This window comes from Protofrankia sp. Cas3 (assembly GCF_963555955.1).
Taxonomy (GTDB): domain Bacteria; phylum Actinomycetota; class Actinomycetes; order Frankiales; family Frankiaceae; genus Protofrankia.
The window spans coordinates 10,246-28,369 of record NZ_CAUVXP010000070.1 but is presented as its reverse complement, the minus strand read 5'-3'; the positions used below and the strand labels follow the sequence as shown (position 1 = coordinate 28,369).

The 18,124-nt window shown below is 68.6% G+C and carries 14 protein-coding genes and 2 tRNA genes; 10 read left to right on the top strand and 6 right to left on the bottom strand.

The window, feature by feature from the left end:
- On the top strand, positions 1 to 282 hold a 282-nt coding region (gene cas6, locus U9983_RS14660), incomplete at its 5' end, for a CRISPR system precrRNA processing endoribonuclease RAMP protein Cas6 (RefSeq protein WP_322754563.1).
- Between the two features lie 6 nt (positions 283 to 288).
- Here cas6 and U9983_RS14655 read toward each other — a convergent pair.
- Positions 289 to 1,311 carry a PT domain-containing protein gene (locus U9983_RS14655; RefSeq protein WP_322754562.1) on the bottom strand — a complete coding sequence of 341 codons (1,023 nt, stop codon included), beginning with the start codon at positions 1,309 to 1,311 and terminating at the stop codon, positions 289 to 291.
- 359 nt (positions 1,312 to 1,670) lie between these two features.
- On the opposite strand from U9983_RS14655, the gene U9983_RS14650 reads away from it, so the two are divergent.
- The gene (locus U9983_RS14650; protein ID WP_322754561.1) at positions 1,671 to 2,339 is read left to right on the top strand and encodes a hemerythrin domain-containing protein; all 669 of its coding nucleotides are present in this window, start codon (positions 1,671 to 1,673) and stop codon (positions 2,337 to 2,339) included.
- Between the two features lie 28 nt (positions 2,340 to 2,367).
- On the opposite strand, the gene U9983_RS14645 is transcribed toward U9983_RS14650, so the two are convergent.
- Positions 2,368 to 2,871: a MarR family winged helix-turn-helix transcriptional regulator gene (locus tag U9983_RS14645; protein WP_322754560.1), complete on the bottom strand. Its 504-nt coding sequence runs from the start codon at positions 2,869 to 2,871 to the stop codon at positions 2,368 to 2,370.
- A gap of 158 nt (positions 2,872 to 3,029) precedes the next feature.
- On the opposite strand from U9983_RS14645, the gene U9983_RS14640 reads away from it, so the two are divergent.
- A complete protein-coding gene (locus U9983_RS14640; protein WP_322754559.1) occupies positions 3,030 to 3,593 on the top strand; it encodes a YceI family protein in 564 nt (187 codons plus the stop codon).
- 129 nt (positions 3,594 to 3,722) lie between these two features.
- Here U9983_RS14640 and U9983_RS14635 read toward each other — a convergent pair whose 3' ends face one another.
- The 3 genes from U9983_RS14635 to U9983_RS14625 all read right to left on the bottom strand — a co-directional run bounded on the left by U9983_RS14635 (position 3,723) and on the right by U9983_RS14625 (position 5,339).
- Entirely contained in the window at positions 3,723 to 4,718 is a 996-nt protein-coding gene (locus U9983_RS14635; RefSeq protein ID WP_322750663.1) for a PDR/VanB family oxidoreductase, read from the bottom strand.
- 261 nt (positions 4,719 to 4,979) lie between these two features.
- A tRNA-Arg gene (locus tag U9983_RS14630) sits at positions 4,980 to 5,052 on the bottom strand.
- A gap of 62 nt (positions 5,053 to 5,114) precedes the next feature.
- Positions 5,115 to 5,339 carry a DUF3039 domain-containing protein gene (locus tag U9983_RS14625; RefSeq protein WP_322750662.1) on the bottom strand — a complete coding sequence of 75 codons (225 nt, stop codon included), beginning with the start codon at positions 5,337 to 5,339 and terminating at the stop codon, positions 5,115 to 5,117.
- A gap of 147 nt (positions 5,340 to 5,486) precedes the next feature.
- Between U9983_RS14625 and U9983_RS14620 the strand changes: the two genes are divergently transcribed.
- Positions 5,487 to 6,212: a metal-dependent transcriptional regulator gene (locus tag U9983_RS14620; protein ID WP_322750661.1), complete on the top strand. Its 726-nt coding sequence runs from the start codon at positions 5,487 to 5,489 to the stop codon at positions 6,210 to 6,212.
- 19 nt (positions 6,213 to 6,231) lie between these two features.
- Here U9983_RS14620 and U9983_RS14615 read toward each other — a convergent pair whose 3' ends face one another.
- Positions 6,232 to 7,407, bottom strand: a complete 1,176-nt coding sequence (locus tag U9983_RS14615) for a C40 family peptidase (protein WP_322754558.1) — start codon at positions 7,405 to 7,407, stop codon at positions 6,232 to 6,234.
- Between the two features lie 398 nt (positions 7,408 to 7,805).
- Between U9983_RS14615 and U9983_RS14610 the strand changes: the two genes are divergently transcribed.
- The 6 genes from U9983_RS14610 (at position 7,806) to U9983_RS14585 (ending at position 18,092) form a co-directional block, all read left to right on the top strand.
- Positions 7,806 to 9,173, top strand: a complete 1,368-nt coding sequence (locus U9983_RS14610) for an ammonium transporter (RefSeq protein WP_322754557.1) — start codon at positions 7,806 to 7,808, stop codon at positions 9,171 to 9,173.
- Positions 9,170 to 9,508: a P-II family nitrogen regulator gene (locus tag U9983_RS14605; protein ID WP_322754556.1), complete on the top strand. Its 339-nt coding sequence runs from the start codon at positions 9,170 to 9,172 to the stop codon at positions 9,506 to 9,508. Before U9983_RS14610 ends, U9983_RS14605 begins: the two co-directional genes overlap by 4 nt.
- Positions 9,509 to 9,595: 87 nt before the next feature.
- Positions 9,596 to 11,965, top strand: a complete 2,370-nt coding sequence (locus U9983_RS14600; protein ID WP_322754555.1) for a [protein-PII] uridylyltransferase — start codon at positions 9,596 to 9,598, stop codon at positions 11,963 to 11,965.
- Positions 11,966 to 12,062: 97 nt separating this feature from the next.
- Positions 12,063 to 12,153, top strand: a tRNA-Ser gene (locus tag U9983_RS14595).
- Between the two features lie 223 nt (positions 12,154 to 12,376).
- Complete coding sequence (locus U9983_RS14590; protein WP_322754554.1) at positions 12,377 to 13,387, top strand: diguanylate cyclase domain-containing protein; 1,011 nt, start codon at positions 12,377 to 12,379, stop codon at positions 13,385 to 13,387.
- An 82-nt stretch (positions 13,388 to 13,469) separates the two neighbouring features.
- The gene (locus U9983_RS14585) at positions 13,470 to 18,092 is read left to right on the top strand and encodes an FtsK/SpoIIIE domain-containing protein (RefSeq protein ID WP_322754553.1); all 4,623 of its coding nucleotides are present in this window, start codon (positions 13,470 to 13,472) and stop codon (positions 18,090 to 18,092) included.
- Positions 18,093 to 18,124: the final 32 nt, after the last annotated feature.

Below are 18,124 nucleotides of genomic sequence, written 5' to 3'. Positions count from 1 at the left end.
GACATGCGCCTGGCCACAGCCGAGTACGTGGTCAAAATCGGGGCACCCAAGCGGCGCGGCTGCGTCGGGTTCGTCAGCTACACCCTCGCCGAACCCGCCGGGGTCCCAGCGGGGACGCGCAGCGCCATCGAAAGCCTTGCCCGCTTCGCCTGCTACGCGGGTATCGGCGACCGGACCGCCAGCGGCATGGGTTACACCGTCATCGACCCGGACGGGCACCACACCCGCGACCGACCCCGGCGTCGCCCCGGACCCGCGGCGTCGACAGGGACAGCTCGCTGAACGTGGCTAAGCAGACCGGACCGGCCCCTGCGGCGCCGATGTCGCCGATTGGCTGCGACGCCCGGCCCCGCAGGTATCGGACCCTACCAGCGGCAGGCTCGGGTCGAATCTTTCGGAATAGTCGGGCGCGCCGGGTGCGGGATCGTTGGAACTGACCTGGTGCCCTGGAGCGAGCAGGCCATTGTTCATCGCGTCACAGTCTTCATCCCAGTACAGGAAATGAAACCGGCCGGCGTAGAGGCCCTCCTCGCCAGCCCGCACCGACCCGGTCTTATGAAAGTGGAAAATCATGTCCCGATGCACGATGACCAGTCCCTCTTCCGATCCGCGGCGCATCGGATAGACATAGACATGGTTCGCGTGGATCTCCAGCTCCCGGGAATCAGAACCGGTCGCGAAGGTCACGGTGCCGTCCACCCGGACATCGGGAACAATCAACGTCACGCCCGGTGCGAAACGCGCAAAAAAGGCGAGACCCCGACTGTGGTCCGACGGATCCGCGGCCAGCCACTGCTGGACAGCCTTCCGCTCGCGATCGCTGAGAAGCGCGAAAACGACATCCTGGTCACCGGCGTATACCCGAGGGTCCAGGTAGGCGACGGTCATGTATTCCTTGGTCTTCCGCAGGGCCGTGTCGACCTCGGCTGCGGTGAACCTCCCCGTGGCGGCGGCGGCAGGCAGCACGATGCCGTCCGCGCCGGTGGCGAAACGGGCGGCCGCGGTGCCCGAATAAGGGTCGGCGGCGGCGTGGCGCACGCCAGGATCCGGCGTGGCGGAGGGCTGACCGGACGGCTCCCCGGAGGGCTGACCGGACGGCTGTCCGGTCGGCAGTGCGGTCGCCAACGCGGTCGGCTGGCCGTTGCCCGCCCGACGCAACGCCGGGAGGCCGAACACCACACCCGCGCCGAGAGCCGCGACGCAGGCGAGCGCGAGTACACCGCGTAGGACGCGACGGACGACCGTCCGCCGACGCCGCCGGGCATGCTTACGCAGAACGTCCGTCCACGGGTCGTACTCATGAATGCTCACCGAGCGCCCTCACCCGGGCACGACGTCGACACCGGGCCAGTATGTCGTGAAAACGCCGTGCACGCTGGTCCAGGTCTCCGCACCGGCCGACGTCGCAGAGTCGCCGCCCCAGTGGGCGCATGGCCCGATGGGGCGCACCCATATCGTGATCTTGTTGATAGCCGAGTGCGGTCGCGCCGTGGTGCGGTGCGGTGCGGTGCGGTGCGGTGCGGTGCGGTGCGGTGCGGTGCGGTGCGGTCTTACAGTGTCCCGCAATCGGGTAGGGAACTCGCCGGGCGCCCCGGCAAGTCGGACGGGGTTTCTCCAGACAGGCCGGGAAATCCGCATCAACCCGACAAACGACCAGGGGAGGTCCTGCAATGGCCGAAGGCGACGTCGTAGACGTTCTGACGCACGACCACGACAAGGTCGAAGAATTGTTTCAGCGTTACGACCGGGCAACCTCGACGACAGAGAAGAACCAGCTGGCAGAAAATATCGTTATTGAGCTGCTCCGGCACGCGGCAATTGAGGAGAAAGTCGTCTATCCTGAAGCCAGAAAGATCATTCCGAACGGTGACGAGGTGATCGGGAGGGAAATCGCCCAACAGGCCGCGGTCGAGAGGACCATGACGGCGCTCAGCGCGACGAACCCGGCCGACCCTGATTTCGCCCGGTTGATGCGCGAATTGATGGAGATGATCCGTGAGCACGTCTGGGAGCAGGAGGAGGTCTGGTTTCCGCAGCTGCGCCAACGGATGTCAGCAGACAATCTTCGGCAGCTCACCGAGCAGGTGGAGGCTATGTACGGGACCGCACCGACGCAGGCAGCCGCACCGACCATGCCTCGATCATCCGCTTCCGACCGCCCGCCCGTCAGGCTCCTCCTCGGTGTGGGGACAGAGATCGTCGAGCGGGCACGCCAGCTGGTGGCCGGTCTGGTCCGAGTTGTCACCACCTTCGCCGAGTTCATCCGCAGACCCGCCGCCGCCGTCCGTGCAGCGCGGGCCGGTGGCGGTGGCGGTGCCCCTGCATCTGTCACCGGCTGAAACGCCTGGACCGACTGGAACGCCGTGCTCACACCAACGGGGCGGCCCGGCCACCCAGGACCGCGGAGAGCCTCCCGTCGGGGTCGAGCACAGCCAGGAATGCCTCGCTGATGGCACCGAGTTGCTCAACCTGGATCGGGCTGAGCCCGTCGAAGACAAGCCGCCGTACGGTGTCGACATGCCCCGGGGCCGCCGCGGCGAGGACGTCGAAGCCGGCGTCCGTAAGCACGGCAATCTGGCCACGTCGGTCGGTCGGGCACCTCTCCCGGCGGACCCAGCCCCGTTCCTCATGGCGTGCCACGACGTGGGACAGGCGACTTTGGGACGAGTTGGTCGCGCGGGCCAGCTCGCTCATCCGCATGGCCCGGTCGGGCGCCTCAGAAAGGATCACGAGTACCACGTAGGCGGCGTGGGTCATGCCGGCCTCGCTCTGGAGCTGCCGGTCGAGGGCATCCGCAAGCAGCTCGGTCGCCGCGACGAAAACCCGCCATGCTCGTTGCTCGTCGGCGTCGAGCCACCGCGTCCCGGCCATGGTCACAGCGTAGAACTCCCCAAGAGCCTCCGGGCGCGCGAAAAACCATGATCGCGCATTCCTGGAAGTTGTTTGCGCGAGCATCGATATGCTAGCGAGGCACGACACGATCAGACGCCGGCAAACCGGTGCCCGCACGACCTTCCCAGGAGGAAACAGTGACGTCTCCCACGATCACGCCCGACGAGCTGACCGGCACGTGGACGATCGACCCGGTACACAGCCGGCTGGGCTTTGCCGTCCGCCACGCGGTGGTCACCACCGTCCGCGGGAGCTTCGGCAGCTTCGAGGGGACGCTGACCCTCGACGGCGCCGAGCCGCTGTCGTCCAGCGCCACCGTGACCATTTCCACCGCCAGCATCGACTCGGGCAACGCGGACCGGGACGGTCACGTGCGCAGCGCAGACTTCCTCGACGTCGAGCAGTACCCGTCGATCACCTTCGTCAGCAACAGCGCGAAGAGCGGCGGCAGCGAGACCAGCTTCATCCTCAGCGGTGACATCACCGTCCACGGTGTGACCAAGCCGATCGACATCGAAATCGAGTTCGGTGGTTCCGCCAAGGACCCGTTCGGCAACACCCGCGCCGGTTTCGAAGGTTCGGCGACGATCAGCCGCAAGGAGTTCGGGATCACCTTCAATGCTCCGCTGGAGAGCGGCGGTCTTCTCCTGAGCGACAAGATCAAGATCGAGCTTGACATTTCGGCGATCAAGTCTGTCTGACCGACCCCGGTCCGGCCAGGATCGTTCTCGCACCGCCATCGGTCGTCACCGGCGAATCCGCAGGCGAATCCGCGAGCGACGCGAGAACGATCCGTGAGCCTTCCGGTCACGTGGTTCACAACGGGCTGGTCACAGATCGAGGACGAGTTTCGGAGTGCGACTGCGGGAAACACAGATCATCATGAATTCCGACGCGGCCCGCTCGTCATCGGTGAGTACCGAATCCCGATGGTCGGGCTCACCTTCGATGACACCGGTCTCGCAGGTGCCGCAGATGCCCTCCCGGCAGGAGGACAACACATCCACCCCCGCTGCTTCCAACACCTCGAGCACCGACCGCGCCGCGGGGACCCGCACCGTCCGGCCGCTCCGGGCAAGGACGACGTCGAACTCGTCCAGGACCGCCGCGGCACCGTCCCTCCCGACGCCGTTCGTGCCGCCGGCTCCGGGTGGGCGGGGCCGAAAGCGTTCGACGTGCAGGCTGCCGGCCGGCCACGCTGCGCATCGCGACTCCACCGCCGCCAACAGCCCCTCAGGGCCGCAGCAGTAGACCGCGACATCCGGGCGGGGAGTGCCCAGAAGGCCGCCGAGATCGAGCTGGCCATGGGTGTCCTCGGGCTGGACCGCCACTCGGTTCCCGTAACGGGCCAGCCGGTCGAGGAACGCCATGGACGCATGCCGACGTCCGCCGTAGACGAGCTTCCACGCGGCACCCGCGGCCTGCGCCGCCTGGACCATCGGCAGGATCGGAGTGATGCCGATCCCGCCCGCGAGAAACAGGTACTCCGGCGCCGGGACGAGCTGGAAGTTGTTCCGTGGAACGCTGGCCGTCACCTGATCGCCGACGCTGAGAACCTCGTGCACGTGCCGGGACCCGCCACGCCCATCGGGCTCGTGCAGTACCCCGATCTCCCAGTGGCTCTCGTCACCATGATCCCCGCACAGTGAGTACTGGCGGACCAGTTGTCCGGTCAGGATCAGGTCGATGTGCGCACCCGGCGTCCACGCCGGTAACGCACCGCCGTCGGGACGGGTGAGCACCACCCGCACGACCGCCTCGGCGACACGTTCCTTCGCTGCGACGACCAGACCGAGCCGACCGTCCTGCGGCGCACTCGCAGACATTGCCTACCGCCTTCCTCACGTCATTCATACCCGACGTCGGCCACGGACAGGCCTCGACCGTCCTTCAGGATCACACCGATCGGATCTGGAAGCTGCTATGCCAACCTTCATCGCCCGGCTCGTCGTTGCTATGCGCTTCCCACGAATAGCGTCGACCTGAAGCGAGAGGAACGTCGTCCCCATCGGCGTGGAGATCAGCAGCGGTGGTCGGCCGGCGTCGCCTCGGCCATCAGACGGACCTCGCAGGTCGGCGAGGCGTTGTGCCCTTGGTAGGAATCGGACCTACGACCTATCGCTTAGGAGGCGATCGCTCTATCCACTGAGCTACAAGGGCGCACCCATGACGAGCATAGCCGTGACACCGCAGCCAGCTCACCCATCGGCGTGGGTGGCGGGTCAGCCGAACTGTTCGGCGAGAGCGACGAGTTCCTTACACCGCGGGCACACCGGGAACCGCTGCGGGTCGCGCACCGGCTCGAACTGGTAACCGCACAGTGCGGTCACCCGGCCTCCTTCGATGGACGCCCGGACAATCTCCTCATGGCGGGCGTAGTGGGCGAAGTCGTTGCCCTCGTCCGTCCCGCTGTGGGTGGTCTCCGGTGCGATCTGGGTCGAGCTCATGGAGCCAAGTGTAGGACGCCGTACCGCGCCGCGACCGCCGACATCCGACCCCCGATCGGGGCCGCCGATCGGACCCCCCGATGATCGGTCAGGCCGGCCGGCACGTCGCCTCGCGGGCGTACCCTGGTACCTGGACGAAGGAGCCCGGTGACTGGACTTATCGACAGTACCGAGATGTACCTCCGTACCCTCTACGAGCTGAGGGAGGAGGGCATCCCGCCGCTGCGTGCACGTCTTGTCGAAAGATTGCACGTCAGTGCTCCCGCAGCCAGCGAATCGACCTCGCGGCTGGCCAGTGAGGGGCTGGTCGCCCTCGCCGACGACCGCACCGTGCAGTTCACCGAGAAGGGTCTCGCCCGCGCGACCGCGGTCATGCGCAAGCACCGCCTGGCAGAGCTTCTCCTCACCCGGGTGATCGGCCTGGACTGGGCGCTGGTCCACAATGAGGCGTGTCGATGGGAGCATGTGATCTCCGACGAGGTGGAGATGCGGCTCACCGAGATCCTCGGCGACCCGAAGAGATGCCCGTTCGGCAACGTCATCCCGACCGGCTCCTTCGACCGCCCAGCCGGGCCTCGGCCACCGGCTCCGCTGAGCTTGCTGGCCGCCGCCGACTTCGCGGGTTCCCGGGCCACCCCGGTCACGGTCAGCTGGATCTCCGAGCGCCTGCAGACGGACGAACGCACGATGCGCCAGCTGCGCGACGCCGCGGTCATGCCAGGTGCCACGGTGATCGTCCGCGGGCGCGGTGACGTCGTCGAGATCGTGTCTCCGGAGGAGACCCCGGTGGGCGACGAAGCCACCGCCATCGAGCTTTCGCGGCGGGGCGCGGGGCTCGTCTATGTCGAGCGGTCCGTGGCGAACGTGGCATGAGCGCCGCGGGATCCCGATATCATCCACCCGGCCGGACGGCCCCGGCGAGCCTCGGCCACCAGACGTCCTCGAGGCGCACCACAGTGCCTGTGTGTGGTGCGTCAATCATTTTGCCGGCGCCGATGTAGATCCCGACATGATGTAGATCAGCGCCGAAGAAGAGCAGGTCGCCCGGGATGAGCTCGGCGGTGGAGACTTGGCGCCCCTCGTTCCACTGCGCACCGGTGTAGTGGGACAGCGCGATTCCCGCCTTGGACCACACCCACTGGGTGAGCCCCGAGCAGTCGAAGGCGTTCGGGCCGGCCGCTGCCCACATGTACGGCTTGCCGAGCTGCGCACGGGCCTCGGCCACCGCAACCGCCGCCCCGCCCCCGGACGCGCCCACGCCCACGCCCACGCCTCCGCCTCCGCCGACGCTTGCGGCCACGGTGGGTGGGGGCGGCGGCGAGATCGGCATTTCAGTGAATCCGCGACCGGCACGTTCGGCCAGTTTGCTCAGATCACGTAGTTGCTCCTGCTCGGCCACGGCCTGCGCAGCGCGGGCGGCAGCGGCCTGTGCGGCCGCCTGCTCACGGGCCCGAAGAGCCGCGGCCTCGTTTTCACGCGCCTGCCGCACAAGATCGTCGTGACGGGCGACCAGTTCGTCCAGCAGCGCCCGCTGTGCCGTGATCGATGTCTCGATGCTCTGCTTCTGTGTCTCGAGGGATACGACCTCTCGATGCTGCTCGTCGACTGCCAACGCGGCGGCGGCCTGTGCATCGGTAAGATCATGCCGTGCCGACCGCAACTGAACGTCGGCCTCCCTGCCGCGACGGGCGAGCGCGTCCATCGCACCCGCCCGATCCAGCACGGTTGCGGGGTCGCCGGACAACAGGACCGACAGCTGCTCGAAGTCACCGGTCTTATAAGCGACAGATCCGACAGTACGACGCTTTTCCTGTGCGGCCTGCACGGCGGCGTCAGCACGCCCGACATTGTCCGCGGCCCGGGCCGCAGCCTGTTCGGCCGCACCCAGCCGCAACCGGCCGGCATTAAACGCTTCGGTGACGGCCTCGGTCGAATTAGTCAGGTCGGTCAGACGCTGCCGGGCGCCCGCAATATCTTCCGTGATCTTGTTTATGTCGTCGGCTCTGGCCGGGCCGGCAGTGGTCGGCACAAGCATGATCCCGCCGACGAGAGCCCCGAGTAGACCCACGGCAAGCGGTGTCCGCGCAAACGCCCGATGTTGGACCTCCGCGACAATAGACGGCCGTTTACGCAACCGGACAAAAACGCATGAAGCGACGCGAACCTTGTAATTGCTATCTGCATCTGAGTCGCTACCCACAGCCAGGCACAGTAACCCTTGGCGCCAGTAGAATCATGCACACGCGCCGACTCTCACAGAGAGTAATGTGAGGTACAACACACAGCAACCACGGGGAATCACGAGCCGCCCAATTTGGCGAATTCACGTGTCAGAAACAGGCAAGATACCGGTCCGGAACGGATCCTATCGACTCTTCGGCCGAAGGATCCGGGACGGCCACGCTCGGCCGCCGACCGGGGCGAGCATGGTCCGCGCGGGCGGGCGGGGCGACCGACGGGAGAGACATGAATTCAGATCAGCTTAAAAATCTCCAGGATGGGATAACCAGCGCAGCGAGTGTCGGCAGTACCGCCTGGATCCTGGCCGCATCGGCGCTGGTTCTCCTGATGACGCCCGGTCTCGCATTTTTCTATGGTGGAATGGTGCGCTCAAAGAATGTGCTCGGCATGCTCATGCAGAACTTCTTCTGCATGGGTGTCGTCAGCATTCTCTGGGTACTGATCGGTTACAGCATCGCGTTCGGCGACAGCAACCAGATCTTCGGCGGCTTCCACTTCGCGCTACTCAACCACATGAACGAGGCGGTTCCCGGCTACGCCGAGACGACACCCTCACTCGCCCAGGTGATCCCACCGATCGTGTTCGTGGCCTTCCAGCTCATGTTCGCGATCATCACCCCAGCTCTGATCACCGGTGCCACGGCTGACCGCTGGAAGTTCGGGGCTTTTGCCGTTTTCATCGCCATATGGTCGCTCGTCGTCTATTCACCGGTGGCGCACTGGGTCTTCTCCCCGGAAGGCTGGCTGTTCAAGAAGGGCGCCGAGGACTTCGCCGGTGGCACGGTCGTCCACGCGAACGCCGGCGCCGCGGCCATCGCCGTGGCACTTGTCCTCGGCCGGCGCAAGGGCTGGCCGGGTACCAGCTTCCGGCCGCACAACCTGCCGTTCGTACTGCTCGGCACCGGCCTGCTCTGGTTCGGCTGGTTCGGCTTCAACGCCGGGTCCGAGCTCGCCGCCGACACCCGCTCCGGCTTCGCGTTCGTGAACACCAATACCGCTACCGCAGCCGCCATGCTCGGCTGGCTGCTCGTGGAGAGAATCCGGGACGGCAAGGCCACCACGCTGGGTGCCGCCTCCGGCGCGGTCGCCGGCCTGGTCGCCATCACCCCAGCCTGCGGCTTTGTCTCGCCGGCCGGCTCGATCTTCATCGGGCTACTCGCCGGCGCTGTCTGCGCCCTGGCCACAGCGATCAAAGGCAAAGTCGGCATTGACGACGCCCTCGACGTCGGTGCTGTCCACCTCGTCGGCGGTGCGCTGGGCGCCCTGCTGATCGGCTTCTTCGGCACCAGCGACGTCGCTCCCGGTTTCAGCGCCGACGGCATCTTCTACGGCGGTGGCGCCAGCCTGCTCGGCAAGCAGGCGCTTGCGGTCGTCTCGGTGGTGGCCTACTCGTTCGTCGTGACGTTCATCATCGCCTTCGTCATCGACAAGATTTACAAGATGAGGCTGTCGCCGGACGAGGAGCAGGAGGGCATGGACTTCGTGCTGCACGGCGAGACCGCGTACGAGTTCGTCTCGCTCGGCGGCGGCTCCGCATCGTTCGCGTCCTCGACCACGACCACGACCACGACCACCGAGGAGGGGCAGGCGTGAAACTCGTGACCGCGGTCATCAAGCCTTTCAAACTGGATGACGTGAAAGCTGCACTGGAAGCTCTCGGCGTGCACGGCCTGACCATCTCCGAAGTCCAGGGTTTCGGTCGGCAAAAGGGCCACACCGAGGTCTACCGGGGCGCCGAATACAAGGTCGACTTCGTCCCGAAGATCAAAATTGAGATCGTCACGGATGACAGCGCCGTTGAGGAGCTGGTCACCGCCATCACGACCGCCGCACAGACCGGCAAGATCGGCGATGGCAAGGTCTGGGTGGTACCGGTCGAGACCGTCGTCCGGGTTCGCACCGGCGAACGTGGATCAGACGCCCTGTAGAACAGTGCGCCTCACGGTAACCGTGCACAGCGTGCACGGCGCACACGGCGCACACAGCGCGCGGTCCGCTGCGATCGGAAACCGGTGGTGACCGACAGGATCGCGGTGCTGCTGGGCCGGTCCGACGAGCTCGACGCAACCGTCGGACCGGCCCTTCGCGGTGCTCTGATGGAGGTGGCCGACAGCGTCCTGCGTGACCTGTTCGGCGAACCGGGCGCGGGAGTGGCGCTCGTCGCGGTCGGCGGCTATGGGCGCGGTGAGCCCGCCTTCGGCAGCGATCTCGATCTGGTACTCGTCCACAACGGCCGGCGCGACGACATCGCCCGGCTGGCCGACGCCATCTGGTACCCGATCTGGGACGCAGGGGTCGGTCTCGACCACAGCGTCCGGACCGTCGAGGAGGCCATCGTGGTCACCGATGGCGACCTGAAGGCAACCCTCGGCCTATTGGACGCACGCGTGGTCGCCGGCGACCACGCCCTGGCAGCGTCCCTGTTCAGCCAGGTCCGGGCCCGGTGGCGGGCCAGCGCTCCCCGCCGGCTACCCGAACTCGCCGACATGGTCGCCGAGCGGGCCCGCCGGCACGGTGAGGTCGCCTTTCTGCTCGAACCGGACCTCAAGGAGGCCCGCGGCGGACTGCGTGACGTCCACGCCCTGGCTGCGCTCGCCTCCGCATGGGTCGCCGAAAAGCCGTCCGAACGCGTGCTCGCCGCCTACCGGGTGCTGCTCGATGCCCGCGGTGAGGTACGCAGACTCGCCCACGGACGCGAACAGAACCGGCTGCTGCTCCAGGACACCGCGGCCGTCGCCACCGCCCTGGGGTACCCCGACCCGCCGGCGCTCGCGCGCGCCACCGCCGACGCCGGCCGCACGATCTCCTGGACCTGGGACGTCACCTGGTACCGGGCCTCAGCCGGGTTGCGGCCGTCCTCGCGCTGGCTCCGGAGCCGCCCGGTCCGTCGCCCCCTCGATGAAGGCGTGGTCGAGCAGAACCGCGAGGTGCAGCTCGCCGGGGACGCCGACCCGGCGAGCGATCCGACGCTGACGCTACGGGTCGCCGCGGCAGCCGCCCGGGCCGGCGTCCCCATCGGGCGGTTTGCGCTGGACCGGCTTGCCCGCGAGGCCCCACCCATGCCGACGCCGTGGCCGGCCGCGGCGCGCGACGCGTTGGTCGCCCTGCTGGCCACGGGTGCGCCTGCGGTCGCTGCCATGGAAGCCCTTGACCAGGTCGGCCTGCTCGTCCGGTTGCTGCCCGAGTGGGAGCGGGTACGCAGCCGGCCGCAGCGCAACCCGTACCACCGCTTCACCGTCGACCGGCACCTGATCGAGACAGCGGCGGGCGCGGCGGCGGCGACCCGCGAGGTCGACCGGCCCGACCTGCTCCTGCTCGGCGCCCTGCTGCACGACATCGGCAAGGGTTGGCCCGGTGACCACACCGAAGCCGGCATCGCGGTCGTCACCGACCTCGCCCCCCGCCTCGGCCTACCGCCCGCGGACACCGACATTCTGGTGACGATGGTGCGCCATCACCTGCTGCTCGCCGAAGCCGCGACCCGCAGGGACATCGATGACCTCACGACCATCGAGGCGGTGGCGCGGGCCGCGGGCAGCCCGCGGGTACTCAGCCTGCTGCACGCCCTGACCGAAGCCGACTCGCTCGCCACCGGCCCGACGGCGTGGAGCCCGTGGAAGGCGCGACTGGTCGGTGAGCTGGTCAGCCGGGCGATGGCGGTTTACCGCGGCGAGCAGGTGCCGTACCCCCCCGCCCTCAGCGAGCGTCAACAGGCTCTTCTCGCGGGTGCGGACGAGTACACGGTGGCGGTCAACCCGCTCCCGGACGACGGCATGTTCGAGATCGTCGTGGTGGCGCCCGACCGTCCCGGGCTGCTGGCCGCCACCACCGGGGTGCTGGCCCTCAACCGTCTTGACGTGCGCCGCGCGTCCGCCCGCAGTTCCGGGCGCCGTGCCCTGCTCCAGGCGGCGGTCTCGACACCGGTGGCAGGAGGGAGACCGTACGGACAGACGCCCAGCCCCGCGATACTGCGCGGCGATCTGCTGCGTGCCCTGGACGGCACCCTTGACCTGGAGGCCCGGATCACCGCGCGGGAACGGGCGTACGCGGGCACGCGCCGTGGGCTCGCACCCGCACCGCCGCGGGTCATCTTTGAGGACTCCGGCTCCGACACCGTTGTCGAGATCCGGGCTCCCGATCGGGCCGGCGTGCTGTTCACCATGGTCCGGGCGCTGTCAACCGCCGGGCTGGGTGTCCGCACCGCGATCGTGGCCACGATCGGTCTCGACGTCGTGAACGCGTTCTACGTGCGGGAGGCCGACGGCGGCGCGCTGGTTGCGGCGCAACGGCGCGAGCAGCTGGCCGACGCTGTGCTGGCCGCGCTGCAACCGCCGCCCGAGCCGCGACGCGCCGGAGCCGCAACAGATGATCACCGGGAGGCATGACCAATGATCGACACCGCATCCGTGACGCAGTTCACAATAGTGAAAGGACGCCAGCAAGATCGCTCCAGGTGTGGTGGCTATACTCAGAACGCACGTTGGAGGCTTCGCCTAGTCCGGTCTATGGCGCCGCACTGCTAATGCGGTTGGGGGCATCAACCCCCTCCGGGGTTCAAATCCCCGAGCCTCCGCCCTTGACCTGGGAGTCCACGCAGATGCGCGGGCTCCCTTCGTCTGTGTCAGCACCAGTCCTCACCACCGCCGGTAACACGAACATCTCTGAGAGCACAGGGGACGCACTACCAACACTCGCACCTCACACGTCATCAGCGTTTAGCGGACACGGCCGCATTCGCACACCACGCTCGCTACATCCGGACGGGTCCGGGCCGTCGGGAGAGGTGGGTTTCGGTGATGACCGACGACGTGGCCTCGGTGGTTCTCGACGCGCTGCCGACCGCGGTCGCGGTACTCGATCCCCACGGCACGGTGCTGACGCTCAACGACGCATGGCGCCGCGGCGCCGCGACCGGAATTGCCCTTGTCCCCGTCCAGCCGGGCGAATACTGGCTTGCCGCCTGCGCCGCCGCATCCGCCGCCGCAGGCACGGGCGCGCACCTGCCGCACCTCGAACAGCTCGCGACCATGACCAGACAGCTGCTGGACAACCCTCATGGTCGCCCCCAGATGGAGATCCACTACCCGGGACCACGTGGTCCCCGCTGGTTGTACGTACAGTTGCGCCCGCTCGTCGGCGGCCGCGGGCTCGTCGTCCTGGTGGATGACGTCACCGAACGTCACGATCTCGAAGACAAGCTGCGTCATCACGCGATGCACGACGCACTGACGGGCCTCGCGAACCGACTGCCGGTCGCCCAGCGCCTCGGCGAGCTCTGGCGGGCATCCACGGGCACAGCCCGCGAGCAGACCTCGGATCAAGACGCGAGCGGGGACGGCGTCCATCCGGCCGCCTTGTTCTTCCTGGACCTGGACTCCTTTCGCACCATTAACAACACGTTCGGCTACCGGATCGGTGACATGGTCCTGCGGGCCACCGCGGCCCGGCTGACCTCCGCACTGCGTCCGACCGACCTGTTGGCCCGCTGGGGAGGGGACGAGTTCGTCGTGGTGGCGGGTCACCTGACCAGCACGGACGCGGCAACCCTGGCCGAAGCGCTGACCCTGTCCCTGACCGATCCGATGGCCGTCGACGGCCATCGGATCAGGGTGTCGGCCAGCGTTGGGATGGCCATGCTGGGCCCGGTCACCGGGTCCGGCGGCCGGTGGCAACCAGGGCGCTCCCCGTCCGGTGAGCCACCAGCTCCGGACGCTGTGGAGCTCGTCCAACTGGCGAGCGAGGCGCTTGTCCGCAGCCGGGTCCAGCACCGTCGTCGACCCCGGCCCTTGCCTCGGCCCCAGCCATAGCGACCGGGACCGGGACCGGGACCGCACCACCGATATCTAAGATAAAGCCTGTTATATCGGTATCAGGCCGTATCGTGCAGCCATGCGCCTGACACTGACGGTGGCCGACCCGGCCCACGACGTCAGTGTCGACGTCCTACTGGACGCCGATCCGGACATACCGGTCAGTGCGGTCGCCTACGCCCTGGCGAACCACCTCCGACCGGGCCGTTTCACGCCGCTGGTCTGCGAGCGGTCCCATGACCGGGTGCCAGGCCGGCCGCGCCTGTTCGTCGACGGCCGGCTCGTCACCGGGGCACTCTCGCTCGCCGAGTCCCCGATCCACGAGGGCACCCTGATCAGCATCGACTCACCAGCGGGCTGGCTGCCCCGGGAACCGCCCGGTCTGATCGAGGTCCGGGTGATCGGCGGACCGGGCGCGGGTGTGGTCCACCGACTCGGGCCCGGTGAGTTCGCCGTTGGCGCCGGAGCGACCTGCGCCATCCGCCTGGATGATCCCGGCCTGGCCGCCGAGGTGATGACGATCACCGTGATGGCGGACGGCTCGTGTCGCCTCATACCCGCGGCCACCGACCCCGGGCGGCAACCCGTCGGCGACCTCGGGCTGCAACCCGCCGGCGTTCTCGTCGACCGTGAGCCGTTACAGGCCCCGATCGACCTGCCGACCAGCGCCCAGATCGCGATCGGGTCCGTGCTGCTGGAGATGAGCGCGCCCAGCCGGGCCGACGCCGCGCTCAAGGCCTCCGACGACGGGGCGGGGCTCGACTTCAACCGACCGCCCCGGCTGCTCCCGCCGATCCGCCGGACGCGCTACAAACTGCCCGGCGAACCCACCGAACCGGAACGGCGTCCCATGCCGATCCTGATGGCCGTCCTGCCGCTTGGCGCGGGCGTGGCCATGGCCTTCCTGTTCAAGCAATATTACTTTCTGCTGATGGCCGTGATCGGCCCGGTGGGAATGATCGGAATGCATGTCTCCGGCGACCGGCAGGGCCGGCGCAGCTACCGCAGACAGCTGGCCGACTACCGCCGGCGACGGGAAGAAGTCGAAGCCGACGCACAGCAGGCGCTGCTCGTCGAACGCTCGGCCCGGCGCGCCGACTTTCCCGATCCGGCAACCGTCCTGCTCACTGCCGTCGGGCCACGCGGGCGCCTGTGGGAACGCCGCCGGGACAACCCCGACTACCTGCGGCTGCGGCTGGGCACCGCCGACCTGCCCAGCGAGGTCGTGATGGAGGACCCGGCCGCTCAGGAACACAAACGCGAAATCACCTGGACGGCACCGGACGTCCCGGTGACCGTGGCCCTGCCCGAGCGGGGCGTGTTGGGCATCGCCGGCCGCGGCGACCTGCCCCGGGTGCTCGCCTGCTGGCTGATCGCGCAGGCCGCGACCCTGCACAGCCCGCGCGACCTGGCAATCTGCATACTCACCGACAGCTCCGGTGCCGCTGCCTGGCAGTGGGTGCGGTGGCTGCCGCACTGCCGGCCGAGCGAAGGGCAGAACACCACCGTCCTGCTCGGGACCGACGATGAGTCGCGGGCCCGGCGGATCGGCGAACTGATTAACCAGGTGGCGGCGCGAGCGGACGCCCGGGCGACGTCGGGCGGCAGGAATCCGCCGGCCGACGGCCCGGATGTGCTGGTCGTCTTGGACGGCGCACGTCGGCTGCGGTCCGTGCCCGGCATGATCGCGATCCTGCGGGACGGGCCTGCGGTGGGCATCCACTCGATCTGCCTGGATCGCGACATCCGGCTCCTGCCGGAGGAGTGCCAGGCCGTGGCGGAGGAGCGGGAGACGGGGCTGTGTCTGGTGGAGATGCGCACCGAGATCGTCCATGACGTCCGCCCGGATCTCGTCGCGACCGCGCTGCCGGCCGAGCCCGACGCTGTGGTGAGCGCAGCCGGAGCCGCGGCCTGGTGTGAACGGCTCGCCCGCGCGCTGGCACCGGTCCGCGATGTCGGCGGGGACGACGAGGCGACGATCCCGGCCGCCGCCCGGCTCCTTGACATCGTCGGCCTGGAACCACCGACCGCGGCGGCGGTGGCCGCACGCTGGCTTGTCGCCCCTCGCAGTACGGCCTTCCCTGTGGGCCTGTCGCTCGACGGGCCGTTCGCGCTGGACCTACGCCGCGACGGCCCGCACGGACTGATCGCCGGCACCACCGGATCCGGCAAGTCCGAGCTGTTGCAGTCGATCGTGGCCTCGCTCGCCGTCGCGAACCGGCCGGAAGAGATGACGTTCGTGCTCGTGGACTACAAGGGCGGCAGCGCCTTCGCCGACTGCGTCCGGCTGCCGCACACGGTCGGCATGGTGACCGACCTCGACACCCACCTGGTGACCCGCGCACTGGAGTCGCTGTCGGCCGAGCTCCGCCGACGCGAGCACATCCTCGCCGATGCGGGAGCAAAGGACATCGAGGACTACGCGCTGCTGGTCGCCGCGCAGACGCGTCGCACACCGACCGGCCCGGCCCCCGGCCCGGCCCCGGTCCCGTCCCCGGTCCCGACCCCGCTGCCCCGGTTGTTGCTCGTGATCGACGAGTTCGCCTCGCTCGCCCGTGAACTGCCCGCCTTCGTCACCGGTCTGGTCAACATCGCGCAGCGCGGCCGGTCGCTCGGCATCCATCTGTTGCTCGCGACCCAGCGGCCCAGCGGGGTGGTGTCGCCCGAGATCCGGGCGAACACGAACCTACGGATAGCGCTGCGTGTCACCGATACCGCGGAGAGCTCCGACGTCATCAACGCGCCGGACGCCGCGCGCATCTCACCGGCCACCCCCGGTCGTGCCTACGTTCGGCTGGGGCACGCGTCGCTCGTCCCGTTCCAGTCCGGCCGGGTCGGTGGTCGTCGACCGGCCGGGGCCACCGCTGTTTCCGGAGGCACAACCGACTATCTGATCCCACCGTGGGTAACCGAACTGACCTGGGCCGCGTTGGGCCAACCGCCGCCGACACCGCCCCGGCCACGATCATCCGAGAATGAGATCACCGACCTCAAGGTGCTCGTCGAAGCGATCCGGGAGGCAGCCGTCACCCTTGCCATCCCATCGCAATACAGTCCGTGGTTGCCACCGCTACCCGAACGGCTCGCCCTACGGACGCTGCCGGGGTCCGTCCCCACGGGCCCGCACGCGTTGCCGCCCGTCCCGATCGGCCTGGCGGACCATTGCGACCGCCAGGCCCAACGTCCTTTCACGATCGACATCGAGAACGGGGGTCATCTGCTCTTCGTCGGCTCACCGCGATCAGGACGATCAACAGCCCTGCGTACCCTGGCCGGATCGACGGCGGCCACCATATCGTCCGCCGACGTTCATCTCTACGCGCTGGACTGCGGGAACAACGCCCTTGCGCCCCTGACCTCCTTGCCGCACACCGGGGCCGTGGTCAGCCGGGACTCTCCCGAGCGGGTTCAACGGCTCTTCGCCCGGCTCATCGCCGAGATCGTCGAACGGCAGGAGAGCTTTGCCGCCCGCGGGTACGCCGACCTCGCCGAGCAACGAGCCGTCGACCGCGACCGCCCGCTGCCGTACCTGGTCCTGCTGATCGACCGCTTCGAGAGCTTCCTGGCATCCTTCGAGGATGTCGACGGCGGAGCACTCGTGGACCTGCTGACCCGGCTGCTACGGGAAGGACCATCGGTCGGCCTGCGGGTCGTCATGACCGGTGATCGACGCAGCGCGTCCGGACGGTTCAGCGGGACGATCGAGAACCGGTTCGTGCTGCGGATGGCGGACCGGTCCGACTACGCGATGGTGGGCCTCGCCTCGGGCACGGTGCCCGACACGTTACCGCCGGGGCGTGGATTTCAGGCGGAGACCTCCGTTGAAACCCAGATCGCGCTGCTCACCGAGGATCCGTCCGGCCGTGCGCAGGTCACAGCGTTGCAGGAAATCTCCATGGCCGCAGCGACTCGTGACGGAGTGCCACCGGGACCAGCCACTGGCGCCCGAACCGACTACCGACGGCCGTTTCGCATCGACGTGCTCCCCGGACGCGTCACCGTCGCCGAGACCGAGGCGTTGCGCCCGGGACGACGATCACCGTCCCCGACCGACGGATCAGGGCCATTGGCATCGCTTGTCGCGCTGATCGGCGCCGGCGGCGATGAACTCGCCCCCATCGATATCGATCTCGCCGCCGACGGACCTGGTTTCGTCGTCGCCGGCCCGGCGCGCTCCGGCCGGAGTTCCGCGCTGCTGACGATGGCGGAATCGCTGCTGGCCGGCGGCGCCCGGCTGCTTGTGCTGACCCCTCGGCGCTCACCGCTGTCGGCGCTCGCGGGCCGTCCACAGGTGATCGACGTACTCGGTACGGAGGCGACGGCCAGCGACATCGATGCCGCCTGCGCCTGCGTCGGGGGCTTGGGCGGCCTGGTTGTCGTCATGGATGACGCGGAGCTGCTGGCGAACGCACCCCTGGCCGACCGTATGACCGAATTCCTGCGAACCGCCCGCGACGACGGTCACGCGTTCATCGCGGCCGGTACGACCGCGGACCTGACCGGCCAGTACCGAGGGTTCATGGTTGATGCTCGTCGGTCACGAAGCGGGGTAATCCTTGCGCCGAGCACGCCCAGTGAGGGAGATCTCTTCGGTATACGGCTGTCCCGCGGCAATTCCGCCGCCATGCCCGTCGGTCGCGGGCTGTTCGTACTCCGGGGCAGGACGACGCCCATCCAGGTCGCCTTCTCCACGCCTGGATAGCGTTCGCCGGCAGGCCACACCTGCGGGCGTCC